An 11,934-nucleotide genomic window follows, 5' to 3' on the forward strand; every position below is an offset into this window, starting at 1 on the left:
CGGCTCCGCGCCCGCGGCTAGGCTGGGCGCGTGATCGAGCGCAAGGACCTGGGCAGCTGGATGGACGGCGCCCCGAGCGAGGCCGGGCACGTCCCCGGATCGACCTGGGGACTGCCGGCCGACGGCCCCGGCGCGGTCGCCCCGGCGGGCCGCCGCTTCGCGACGCTGCTCGTGGACTGGGCGCTCGCCTCGGTCGTTTCCGCCCTCGTGTTCGACTACGAGTCCGTGGCGACCCTCGTTCTCTTCGCGACGATGAACGTCCTGCTCATCACCGTCTTCGGTGCGACGCCCGGGCAGTTCCTGCTGCGCCTGCGGGTGACCCCGGTGAGCGGCCGCTCGCCGATGGTGCTGCGCGCGGTGATCCGCACGCTCCTGCTTCTGCTCGTGCTGCCCGCGGTGATCTGGAACCGCGACCGGCAGCCCCTCCATGACGCGGTCGCCGGGACCGCCGTCGTGCGCGCCTGACCCTCCGCGCACGTCCCGTGGCCGACGGTGCAGGCTGCGTGCCGCAGGGCCGTTGACCGCCCGCTGGACGCGACTGCTTCCGGCGGGCATGGGCGTGCGGCGTGTCCCCGCCCGCCCTGTCGTCCCGCCGGCGCCTTGCCGACGGTGCCGCGATCGATACTCCAGGACCGCCCGAATGTGCCCGCTGACCTGCACGTTCGGGTAGATAACGTTCCGATAACGAAGATAACGAAGAGGTAACGCCGTCTCACGGGCGTCCACCATCGTTCCCGCCGATGCCGCCGGAGAGGGGCCGGACAGCACGGAACCCCGCCGGCAGTAGCCGACGGGGTTCCGGATGCTGAGACGATCCGGGGCTCAGCGGCCGCGCATCGCCTTGCGGTTCGGACGTGCGCGCATCGGGTCGACGCCTTTAGGCACGGCCTGGCGGATCGAGCGCTGGAGAGCCGCGAGACGCTTGGTCACCTGCGCCGCCTCGTCCTTCGTGAGCGTCCTCTTCAGACGCGTCATGTGCGAGGGGAGCTTGTGCAGCGGCACCTGGCCCTCACCGTCGCCCACGACGATCTGGTGGATGGGCACCTCGTCATGGGGCAGCACGCGCCCGATCGCCCGACGCTCCTTCTCGATGAGCTTCAGCGAGAGGTTCGAGGCGTCCTCGGCGACGATCACGATGCCCGGGCGGCCGGAGGCGCGGAAGAGCATCTTCTGGCTGCGCGGATCGATCTGCACCGGCTCCTCGGAGACGTTCCAGCCGCGACGGATCGACTGCATGGCCGCGAGGGCGGCGCCGGGCTGATCCTTGATCCGCTCGAACGCGGCGCGCTCCGCGCGGCGGGCGAGGATGATCATCGCGAGCAGGACGCCCACGGCCAGACCCAGGAACACGCCGTACCAGGGGCTGTCGAAGACGAGCCAGCTCAGCAGGACGAACACGACGATCGAGAGCACGATCGCCCCGATCATCAGCGGCGCGGTGGCCTTGTCGACGCTCTGGGTGTACTTGAACACCTCGAGCATCTGCTTGAGCCGGCCGGGCTCCTTCTTCGGCGTCTCGGCGGCGGCGCCCCGGGGCGCGGTGGACTCGCTCTTGCGGGCCATGGTGGTACTCGGTCCTCTCGGTGGTCGGGCGTCAGCCCGCTGCGACCTGCTGCTGGCGGGCGACGACGCTCGCCGCCTCCTGACGTGCCGGCTGGTCCACGTCCAGGTGCCGCAGGTTCTCCGGGATCTCACGGCCGAGCTTGCGCATGGCCTGTGCCCAGAGCTTGCCGGCACGGTAGGAGGAGCGGACCATCGGACCGGCCATGACGCCGAGGAAGCCCATCTCCTCGGCCGCACGGGACAGCTCGAGGAACTCCTCGGGCTTGACCCAGCGGTCGATGGGGTGGTGCAGCTTCGACGGTCGCAGGTACTGGGTGATGGTGATGATGTCGCAGCCCGCGTCGTGCAGCTGCTGGAGGGAGTCGACGATCTCCTCGGTGGTCTCGCCCATCCCCAGGATGAGGTTCGACTTGGTGATCATGCCGTTGTCCTTGGCGAGGCGGATCACCGAGAGGGAGCGGTCGTAGCGGAAGGCGGGGCGGATCTGCTTGAAGATTCGCGGGACCGTCTCCAGGTTGTGGGCGAACACCTCGGGGCGGGACTCGAAGACCTGGGCGAGCGCCTCACCGTTGCCCTTGATGTCGTCGATGAGGAGCTCGACGCCGGTGCCGGGGTTCATCGCGTGGATCTGGCGGCAGGTCTGCGCGAAGAGCCCGGCGGCGCCGTCGGGCAGGTCGTCGCGGGCCACACCCGTGATCGTGGAGTAGCGCAGGCCCATCTCCTTGACGGACTGCGCGACCTTGAACGGCTCCATCGGATCCACGGCCATCGGCTTGCCGGTGGCGATGTCGCAGAAGTCGCAGCGGCGGGTGCAGGTGTCACCGCCGATGAGGAAGGTCGCCTCGCGATCCTCCCAGCACTCGAAGATGTTGGGGCAGCCTGCCTCCTCGCAGACGGTGTGCAGACCCTGCCCGTGCACGCGCTTCTTCATGGCGCTGTACTCGGGGCCCATCACGGCACGGGTCTTGATCCATTCGGGCTTGCGCTCGATCGGGACCTCGGCGTTGCGCTTCTCGACGCGCAGCAGGCGCCGTCCTTCGGGAGCGATGGTCACCCTCGTGCCTCCTCGGAGTCGACTGTCACGGCAGTCTATCGAGCATGGAGGGCGGGCGGCGGCTCAGCGCGCCCGTGGGGCAGTGCGCTCCGCCACGAGCTCGCGCAGCCGCTCCTCCGCGACGTCGATCACCGCGGAGACGGGGACGCGGCGCCCCAGCTCCCGGCTGATGCTCGTCACGCCCGCGTCGTCGATGCCGCAGGGGATGACGTTCTGCGCCCACGAGAGATCGTTCGCGCAGTTCAGGGCGAAGCCGTGCATCGTGGTGCGCTTGGAGACGCGCATGCCGATCGCGCAGACCTTGCGGTCCTCCTCGCCGTCGCGCACCACCCACACCCCGCTGCGGCCCTCGACCGGTCGCGTGGGGAGTCCGATCTCGTCGCACACGTCGATGATCGCGTGCTCGAGGGCACGGACGAAGCCCACCACGTCGATCGGGGCGGGCAGGGTGACGATGGGGTAGCCGACGAGCTGCTGGGGGCCGTGCCAGGTGATCTTGCCGCCGCGGTCGATGTCGACGACCGGGGCGCCGTCCTGCGGCCGTTCGGCCTCCGCCGTGAGCTTCCCGGCCGTGTAGACGGGCTGGTGCTCGAGGAGGAGGACGGTGTTCGGCCGCTCGCCGGCGACGACCTCGGCATGGATCCTGCGCTGCAGGTCCCACGCGGCCCGGTACTCGAGGGGACCGGGGGGAAGGTCGAACTCCTCATGGCGGTCCTCCCCGGGACGGGGGTCGCTGAGGCCGAGGCGGATCACGTCGAGCACCCGGCCACCTTACTCCGGCCACGACCTGCGCACTGTGGACGACCAGCGGGCCCGACGCGCACGGTGGACCACACTGCCGCCATGCAGCCATCGGACGACGCCGCCCCCGCACCGACCCCGGCGGGGCACGAGGCCGGGGTACGGGGGCACGGACGCCGACGCGGCGACGGAGCACGCGCTCCCCGCTCCCTCACGACGCAGGAGGATCGGGAGGAGACTCTGCTCGAGGACGGCCGGCAGGGCGTGCGCGTGCGACCGCTCACCGCTGCGGGGGAGCTCCGGGTGCGCGAGGAGATGCAGCTGCTTGCCGAGCTCGAGCTGGCCGGGGTGCGCGCGGCGCCGGCCGTGCTCGCCGTCGAGGAGGAGGGCTACCTGCGCGAGCTCCTCGCGCCGGTGCGTGCCGGGGCCGGGCGCCGCAGCGACCCCGCCGGCGCCCCGCACACCGGGGAGCGCGAGGCGCTGGCGGCGGCGCGGGAGGATCTCGACGAGCTGCTCGCCGCACTCCACGATCGCGGGTGGGTGCTCGGGGCGCCGCCGGGCACGGGCCTGGGCCGACGCGCCTCCGGGGGCGTCGCCCCGATCCGGCTCGACGGGCTCCGGCGTTCGGGGAGCATCGGCGACCGGCAGCTCGACCGGCTCTGGGCGGACTCGGTGCTCGAGGACGGCGACCGGACGCTCCGACGCCGCGGCTCCTCGCGGAGCTGGACGGACGTCGAGGGTGGGAGGGCCACCGGAGGCATCGGAGACGCCGGAGACGCGGGACCTGCGGGGGAGCACGACCAGGAGGTGCCGCTCGAGGACCCGGCATCGGAGGCTGCACCAGGTGCCGCACCGGCGGCGTCCCCGCCATGGCCCGGGCCCGTCCCGGCGGGCGCCCTCCCGCTCCCGGCGCCCCGCGCCGCCGGCGGGGAGCACCGCACTCGAGCGCGATCCCGCGCCGGTCTGCGCCGTCGCACCGTGGACCGGGTCCGTCGGACGGCCCGACGACGCCCCCGGACCCTCCTCGCCGCAGTGCTCGCCGGAACCGTCCTGATCGGCGGATGCGCCGTCGTGGGGGCACGGTTCGCCGGATCCGGCACCGCGGGCGAGGTCACCGCCGACGCCCCCGCCGTCCAAGCACCTGCCGCGGCCGAGATCACCGACGCCCTCGCGCTCGCCACGGAGCTGGGCACGGCACGCCACGCCTATGTCATCGGCACCTCGGGCACCTCGGTCGCCGTCCCGGGCAGCGAGGCCGCGGCGGAGGACGACGCGCTGCGCGCCGCCTATGCCGGCAGCGAGGTGCGCGGCGGGGAACCGGTCGTCGAGGCCGCGGAGCTGCTCGCGGTCGAGGACGGGCCCGGGACGGCATCACTGCGCGTCGTGACCTCGACCCCCGCCCACGAGGTGCAGGAGGAGGACGGCACCGTGCGCACCGTCGAGGCGACGGCGCCGTCGGCCGTCGTGCTGCACCTCGAGTGGACCGGCACCCGCTGGCGCATCGCCTCCACCGAGGCCGCGTAGGAAAGCCGACGGCCCGGCATCCTGGGCAGGATGCCGGGCCACCGGTGCTCGCTCAGGCCCGCAGGGGAGCGGGCCGGGCGTCGATCAGGCTCAGAGCCCGAGATCGGACTCGAACGCGCCCTCCTCGAGCCGCTTCTTCATGTGGGTGAGGAAGCGGGCGGCGTCGCCGCCGTCCACCAGGCGGTGGTCGTAGGAGAGGAACAGGTACATCATCGAGCGGATCGCGATGGAGTCGTCCCCCTCCGCGTTCTGCACGACCACCGGGCGCTTCACGATGGTGCCGCAGCCCAGGATGCCGACCTGCGGATCCGGGACGATCGGGGTGTCCCAGAGGGCGCCGCCCGAACCGGTGTTCGTGATCGTGAAGGTCGCACCCTGGAGATCGTCCGGGGTGAGCTTGTTGCCCTTCGCCCGGGCGCCCAGGTCGCCGATCTGCCGGGCGAGGCCCGCCAGGTTGAGGTCGCCGGAGTTCTTGATGACGGGGACCACGAGGCCGCGCTCGGTGTCCGCCGCCATGCCGATGTTCTCCGACGCGCCGTAGCGGATCGTCTCGCCGTCGATCGTGGCGTTGATCTTCGGGTAGGTCTTCAGCGCCTCGACCGCCGCCTGCATGATGAACGGCAGGAAGGTGAGCTTGGCGCCCTCACGCTGGGCGAAGGAGTCCTTGGCACGGCCGCGGAGCTTCGCGACGCGGGTCATGTCGACCTCGACCGCGGTGGTCAGCTGGGCCATGGAGTGCAGCGACTCCATCATCCGCTTGGCGGTGACCTTGCGGATGCGGGTCATCTTCTCCTCGGTGCCGCGCAGCGGGGAGACCTCGACCGGAGCAGCGGCAGCGGGGGCGGGGGCGCCGGCGGGAGCCGAGGCGGCCGGGGCCGCCTGCTGCTGCGCCTGCGCGTCGATCGCCTTCTGGACGTCCTGCTTGCGGATGCGACCGCCGAGCCCGGTGCCGGAGACCGTGGAGAGGTCGATGCCGGCCTCCGCGGCCATCTTCCGCACGAGCGGGGTCACGTAGCCGGAGGACTCCGCACCGGAGACCGAGGCGTCGGCCTGCGGGGCGGGGGCGGCGGGCGCCGCCGGAGCGGCGGGGGCCTTCTCCGGTGCAGGAGCCGGGGCCGGGGTCTCCTTCGGAGCAGGGGCCGCGGCCGGCTTCTCCTCGGCCGCGGGCTCCGGAGCCTTCTCCTCGGCCTTCGCCTCGGGCGCCGGGGCGGCCGGGGCCGCCGCGGGGGCGGAGCCGGAGGAGTCGCCGACGATCGCGAGCACGGCGCCGACCTCGGCGTCCTCGTCCTCCTGGACGCGGATCTCGATCACGGTGCCGGCGACGGGCGAGGGGATCTCGGTGTCGACCTTGTCGGTCGAGACCTCGAGCAGGGGCTCGTCGACCTCGACGGTGTCGCCGACGCTCTTCAGCCAGCGGGTGACCGTGCCCTCGGTGACGGACTCGCCGAGCGCGGGCATCGTCACCTCCTGGCCCTCTCCGGAGCCGCCGGCGGCGGGCTTCTCCTCGGACGCGGGGGTGTCGGTCGAGGGGGCGGCGGTCTCGTCGGACGCGAGGTCCTCGCCCTGGGTGGGCTCGGCGGCGGGCTCCTCCGCGGGAGCCTCCTCCGCCGCGGCCTCGGCACCGGAGTCGCCGGAATCGGCGGCGCCGGAGCCGGAGCCGTCCCCGATCACGACGAGATCGGCGCCGACCTCGGCGTCCTCGTCCTCCTGCACCAGGATCTGCTCGATGGTGCCGGCGACGGGCGAGGGGATCTCGGTGTCGACCTTGTCGGTCGAGACCTCGAGCAGGGGCTCGTCGACCTCGACGGTGTCGCCGACGCTCTTCAGCCAGCGGGTGACCGTGCCCTCGGTGACGGACTCGCCCAGTGCGGGCATCTTGACGGTTTCGGACATCAGGTGTCTCCTTCGGGAGTCGTCAGGCTCAGGCGTGGGCGTGGAGGGGCTTGCCGGCCAGTGCGAGGGCGGCCTCGCCCATGGCCTCGTGCTGCGAGGGGTGGCCGTGGATCAGCGAGGCGACGTCCTCGGGGTACGCCTCCCAGTTGACCATGAGCAGGGCCTCGCCCATGAGCTCCGAGACGCGCGTGCCGATCATGTGGACGCCGACGATCGGGCCGTCCTTCTCGCGCACGAGCTTGATGAAGCCGGTGGTGTTGAGGATCTGGGACTTGCCGTTGCCGCCGAGGTTGTACTCGTAGGACTGCACGCCCTCCTCGCCGAACTGCTCCTTGGCCTGCTTCTCGGTGAGGCCCACGGAGCCGAGCTCCGGCTCGCAGTAGGTGATGCGCTCGATGCCGGACTCGACGATCGGCGCGGGGTTCAGGCCGGCGATCCGCTCCGCGACGAAGATGCCCTGGGCGAAGCCGCGGTGGGCGAGCTGCAGACCGGGGACGATGTCGCCGACGGCGTGGATGCCGGGGACGTTCGTCTCGAGGGTCTGCTTGTCCGCGAGCACGAAGCCGCGGTCCATCTCGATGCCCTGCTCCTCGTAGCCGAGGTCCTTCGTGTTCGGGCCGCGGCCCACGGCGACGAGGAGGTAGTCGCCCTCGTAGACGGTGCCGTCGGCGAGGGTGACCTTGACGCCGTCGGCGGTCTGCTCGGCCTTCTCGAAGAAGATGCCGAGCGAGAAGGCGATGCCGCGCTTCTTGTAGGCGCGCTCGAGCGCCTTGGAGAGCGACTCGTCCTCGTTGGCGACCAGATGAGGCAGGCCCTCGATGATCGTGACGGACTCGGCGCCGAGCGACTTCCACACCGAGGCGAACTCGACGCCGATGACGCCGCCGCCCAGGATGATGGGGTTCTTCGGCATGTCCGTGAGCTGCAGCGCGGCCTCGGAGTCGATGATGCGGCCGCCCAGCTCGAGGCCGGGGAGGGTCTTCGAGAACGACCCGGAGGCGAGCACGACGTTCTTGCCGGTGAGGGTGCGGGTGCCGCCCTCGGTCTCGACGGTGACGGTGTTCTTGCCGGTGAGCTTGCCGTAGCCCTCGACGTACTCGACCTTCGCGGACTTCACGAGGCCCTGGAGGCCCTTGTACAGGCGGCCGATGATCTTGTCCTTGAAGCCCAGGACCTTCGAGTAGTCCACCGAGTTCAGGGTGATGTCCAGGCCCAGGGCGGAGCCCTCGGCGGGGGCGCCGGCGATCTCGCCGACGTGCAGGAGGGCCTTCGTGGGGACGCAGCCGCGGTGCAGGCAGGTGCCGCCGACCTTGTCCTTCTCGACGAGGGCGATGCTGAGGCCGAGCTGGGCGCCGCGCAGAGCGGTCGCGTACCCGCCGCTGCCACCGCCCAGGATCACGACGTCGTACTGGTCAGTGGTTGTATCCGCCACCTGTGTGCTCCTCGGTGCGTAGGGGGATCATGCGGCACGGCTGCCGGCCCCGTGGCCGACGCTGCCGCTTGCGGGGTCCATGCTAGGCCACGTCAGGGGCTCATGAGGCCCAGTCGGGGCCTCGTCGGGAGTGACCTGAGCGGCGTCCGCGCCGTGGGGGCCTGACCCGACGGTCGGTCCGGCCCCCACGGCGCGTCGGCCGGTCGGCTCAGGCGCGGCCGGCGCGCTGCTCGAGCACGGCGAGCACGGTGCGCATGCTCATGCCCGTCGCACCCTTGCCCATGTAGCCGAACGGGGAGTCGGCGTAGGCGGGGCCGGCGATGTCGAGGTGGGCCCACGGGACGTCGCCCACGAACTCCTGGAGGAACACGCCCGCGGTGAGGGCGCCGCCCCAGCGCCCGGCACCCATGTTGCGCAGATCCGCGACGAGGCCGTCCAGCGCGGGGCGCAGCTCCTCGGGGAAGGGGAGGGGCCAGAAGGGCTCACCGGTCGCGGTGGAGGCGGCGAGCACCTCGTCGCGCGCGGACTCCGTGCCCATCACCGCGGCGGTGCGCTGGCCGAGCGCGACGACGGCCGCACCGGTGAGCGTCGCCACGTCCATGACGAGGTCGGGCTCGCCGGCCGCGGCGTCGACGAGGGCGTCGGCCATGACCATGCGGCCCTCGGCGTCGGTGTTGAGCACCTCGACCGTGCGGCCGTTGCGCATCGTGACGACGTCCCCGGGACGCTGGGCGCCGCCGCCGGGCATGTTCTCGGCCAGGGCGAGGTAGGTCGTCACGGCGACGGGGAGGCCCAGGCGCGCGGCGGCGAGGGTCGCGCCGAGCACGGTCGCGGCGCCGGCCATGTCCGAGGTCATCTCCTCCATGCCGGCCGGCGGCTTGAGCGAGATGCCGCCGGTGTCGAAGGTGATCCCCTTGCCGACGAGGGCGACCGAGGAGGCCGCGCCCGCGGGGGCGTACTCGACCTTCACCAGGCGCGGCGGCCGCGCCGACCCCTGCCCCACGCCGACGATGCCGCCGTAGCCGCCCGCGACGAGCTGCTCCTCGTCCAGCACGGTGACGGTGAGCGGGAGATCCGCGGCGAGCTCCTGGGCGCGCTCGGCGAAGGCCGCCGGGTACAGCAGGTTCGGCGGGGTGTTCACGAGGTCGCGCACGGCGGCGACGGCGTCCGCGAGGATCTCCGCCCGCTCGACGGCGGCCGGGGCGAGGTCGCCGAGCACGGAGATCGCGCCGAGGGCCGGCTTGGCGCCCGCGGCCTCGGACTTGTGGGCGACGAAGGCGTAGGCGCCGAGCGCCGCGCCCTCGACGGCGGCGGCGAGCTGCTCGGCCGTGGCCCCCGGGAGCGCGATCGCGGCGGTGCCGACGCCCGCGAGGGACCGGGAGGCCGCGCCGTAGGCGAGCCGCACATCCTGGTCGGAGACGTCCGCGAGCTCCTCGGCGCCGAGACCGACGAGCAGCAGGCTGCCCGCGGAGGTCAGGTCGCCGGCGGGGAGGCGGTGGGTCTCGCCGCGGCCGGCGGAGGGGGAGAGGGCGGCGATGGCCGCGGTGACGGCGTCCTCACCGGGCACGACGGACGGAGCGCCGTCGGCGCCGCGGAGCAGGGGGAGGACCAGGACGTCCGTGTCGACGGAGGTCACACTGGCATCGGAAACGGTGATCGAAGGCATGGCATCTATCGTAGGCACCGGTCCGGCGCCCTCGGGGCGGCATGTCCCGGGCTCGGGCATCCCGCCGCCGGGGAGCACCCGGTCTTCGGCACGGCGGCAGGACGAGGACGGACCGGACATGGCGGTGCTCAGCACCCTGGTCTACGTGGTGGGTGCGCTGACGGCGCTGCTCGCCGTCTACTACACGGTGCGGGATCTGAGCGCGGATCTCGTGCTGCTCGGGGCGAGTGCCCTGACGCTCGTCGTGTGGGCGGTGATGGGGGGCGCCCTGCTGGCCCGTGACCTGGGCGGCGGGAGCGTCGACGACCCCGTGACGCTCTACGGCTACCTCCTCACGGGCCTCGTGCTCCCGCTCGCGGGCGGATGGGCGGGACTCTGGGAGCGCACGCGCTGGGGGAGCCTCGTGATCGGCGCGGCGGCCGTGACCGAGATGGTGCTCATGATGCGGCTGCCGCAGATCTGGGCGGGGGGCTTCGCATGAGCGCGCGACCCTCCCGCGGTCTCACGACCCTCCTCGTCTTCGTGTACGGGCTGTTCGCGCTCTCCGCGACCGCCCGCTCCCTCGTGCAGATCCTCCGCGAGTTCGACCGCGCACCCGTCGCGTACTCGCTCTCCCTGGTGGCCGCGCTGACCTACATCGCCGTGACGCTGACCTTCGCGCTGCGCGGACCGCGCTCGCCGCTCGCCCTCGCCCTCGTGATCGTCGAGCTCGTGGGGGTCGTCGCCGTGGGGACGCTCACCCTCGCGGACCCGGCGCTGTTCCCCGAGCCCACGGTGTGGTCCGACTTCGGGATCGGGTACGGCTTCGTGCCGCTCGTGCTCCCGCTCGCCGCGCTCGCCCACATCGCGCGCAGCAGGCGCCGCGCCCGCCGCGGCCAGGACGCGGGACCGACCGCGGAGGAGGGCCGATGACCGCGTACGGTAGGGCCGTGACCACCGCCGACTCCTCCTCGAGCACCGCCTACGAGGCGCTGTTCCAGCACGGCCTGCGACGGATCGACCCGGAGCGCGCCCATCATCTGACGATCGACGCCCTGCGGCTCGCGCAGTCCCTGCCCGGGGGCCACGCCCTGCTGCGCACCCTCTTCGGGACACCGCACCCCTCGCGCGACCCGCGGCCGACGCGCACCGTGCTGGGCGCCGAGCACGCCTTCCCGCTCGGTCTCGCCGCCGGGTTCGACAAGGACGGCGTCGTGCCGCTGGCCCTGCTCGACCTCGGCTTCGGCCATGTCGAGGTGGGGACCGTCACCGCGCGGCCCCAGCCCGGCAACCCGCGCAAGCGGAGCTTCCGCCTCGTCCGGGACCGCGCCCTCATCAACCGCATGGGCTTCAACAACGAGGGGGCCCGGGCCCTCGCGAAGAGCCTCGCCCGGGCCCGTCGCACCGAGCGCGGCCAGCGCGCCGTGATCGGCGTGAACATCGGCAAGAACAAGGCGACGGCGCTCGACGACGCGGCGGACGACTACCGCTCCTCGGCGCGTCTGCTCGCCCCCTATGCGAGCTACCTCGCGATCAACGTCTCGAGCCCGAACACGCCGGGACTGCGCGACCTGCAGTCCGTGGACGCGCTGCGCCCGGTGCTCGCCGCCGTCCTCGAGGAGGCGCGGTCCGCGGAGCGGCGCCTGCGCCGGGACGTCCCGGTGCTCGTGAAGATCGCCCCCGACCTCCACGACGAGGACGTCGTCGCCGTCGCGCGGCTCGCGACGGACGTCGGCCTCGCCGGTGTCATCGCGACCAACACGACGATCGACCGCCCGGCGGACCTCCGCAGCGACCGCGGCCTCGTCGAGTCGATCGGCGCGGGCGGCCTCTCCGGTCCGGTGCTCGCCCGCCGCTCCCTCGAGGTGCTGCGCCTGCTGCGTCGCGAGCTGCCGGCGGAGACCGTCGTCATCAGCTGCGGCGGCGTGACCACCGCCGCGGACGTCGCCGAGCGGCTCGAGTCCGGCGCGGATCTCGTCCAGGGCTACACGGCCCTCATCTACGAGGGTCCCGGCTGGCCCGGACGGATCGCGCGCGAGCTCGGCGCCCGCGGCATCGTCTGAGACCGCGCCTACCCTGGAG

Annotated in this window: 11 protein-coding genes; 5 read left to right on the plus strand and 6 right to left on the minus strand. The window is 73.0% G+C overall.

Annotated features, from left to right (window positions below):
* The first annotated feature begins 30 nt into the window (after positions 1-30).
* Entirely contained in the window at positions 31-465 is a 435-nt protein-coding gene (locus NLU66_RS11665) for an RDD family protein (RefSeq protein ID WP_259359848.1), read from the plus strand.
* 357 nt (positions 466-822) lie between these two features.
* Here NLU66_RS11665 and NLU66_RS11670 read toward each other — a convergent pair whose 3' ends face one another.
* From NLU66_RS11670 to lipB, 3 genes are all read right to left on the minus strand, one after another.
* Entirely contained in the window at positions 823-1,563 is a 741-nt protein-coding gene (locus NLU66_RS11670; RefSeq protein WP_259359849.1) for a DUF4191 domain-containing protein, read from the minus strand.
* Between the two features lie 31 nt (positions 1,564-1,594).
* Entirely contained in the window at positions 1,595-2,617 is a 1,023-nt protein-coding gene (gene lipA, locus NLU66_RS11675; RefSeq protein ID WP_259359850.1) for a lipoyl synthase, read from the minus strand.
* A gap of 63 nt (positions 2,618-2,680) precedes the next feature.
* Positions 2,681-3,379 carry a lipoyl(octanoyl) transferase LipB gene (gene lipB / locus NLU66_RS11680; RefSeq protein WP_259359851.1) on the minus strand — a complete coding sequence of 233 codons (699 nt, stop codon included), beginning with the start codon at positions 3,377-3,379 and terminating at the stop codon, positions 2,681-2,683.
* Between the two features lie 81 nt (positions 3,380-3,460).
* Between lipB and NLU66_RS11685 the strand changes: the two genes are divergently transcribed.
* On the plus strand, positions 3,461-4,882 hold the full coding sequence (locus NLU66_RS11685; protein WP_259359852.1) for a hypothetical protein: 1,422 nt from the start codon (positions 3,461-3,463) through the stop codon (positions 4,880-4,882).
* Positions 4,883-4,972: 90 nt separating this feature from the next.
* On the opposite strand, the gene sucB is transcribed toward NLU66_RS11685, so the two are convergent.
* The 3 genes from sucB to NLU66_RS11700 all read right to left on the minus strand — a co-directional run bounded on the left by sucB (position 4,973) and on the right by NLU66_RS11700 (position 9,873).
* Positions 4,973-6,775 (minus strand): 2-oxoglutarate dehydrogenase, E2 component, dihydrolipoamide succinyltransferase, encoded by a 1,803-nt coding sequence (gene sucB, locus NLU66_RS11690; RefSeq protein WP_259359853.1) that lies wholly within the window; start codon positions 6,773-6,775, stop codon positions 4,973-4,975.
* Between the two features lie 28 nt (positions 6,776-6,803).
* Positions 6,804-8,207, minus strand: a complete 1,404-nt coding sequence (gene lpdA / locus NLU66_RS11695; protein ID WP_259359854.1) for a dihydrolipoyl dehydrogenase — start codon at positions 8,205-8,207, stop codon at positions 6,804-6,806.
* A gap of 208 nt (positions 8,208-8,415) precedes the next feature.
* Positions 8,416-9,873 (minus strand): leucyl aminopeptidase, encoded by a 1,458-nt coding sequence (locus NLU66_RS11700; protein ID WP_259359855.1) that lies wholly within the window; start codon positions 9,871-9,873, stop codon positions 8,416-8,418.
* 118 nt (positions 9,874-9,991) lie between these two features.
* Here NLU66_RS11700 and NLU66_RS11705 point away from each other — a divergent pair, with 118 nt between their 5' ends.
* The 3 genes from NLU66_RS11705 to NLU66_RS11715 are packed head-to-tail and all read left to right on the plus strand — an operon-like array spanning position 9,992 to position 11,915.
* Positions 9,992-10,354, plus strand: coding sequence for a hypothetical protein (locus NLU66_RS11705; RefSeq protein WP_137770751.1), 363 nt, complete (start codon positions 9,992-9,994; stop codon positions 10,352-10,354).
* The gene (locus NLU66_RS11710) at positions 10,351-10,785 is read left to right on the plus strand and encodes a hypothetical protein (RefSeq protein WP_259359856.1); all 435 of its coding nucleotides are present in this window, start codon (positions 10,351-10,353) and stop codon (positions 10,783-10,785) included. Before NLU66_RS11705 ends, NLU66_RS11710 begins: the two co-directional genes overlap by 4 nt.
* Positions 10,782-11,915, plus strand: coding sequence for a quinone-dependent dihydroorotate dehydrogenase (locus NLU66_RS11715; RefSeq protein ID WP_416232156.1), 1,134 nt, complete (start codon positions 10,782-10,784; stop codon positions 11,913-11,915). Before NLU66_RS11710 ends, NLU66_RS11715 begins: the two co-directional genes overlap by 4 nt.
* Positions 11,916-11,934: the final 19 nt, after the last annotated feature.

The organism is Brachybacterium sp. NBEC-018 (genome assembly GCF_024860185.1).
GTDB lineage: Bacteria > Actinomycetota > Actinomycetes > Actinomycetales > Dermabacteraceae > Brachybacterium > Brachybacterium rhamnosum.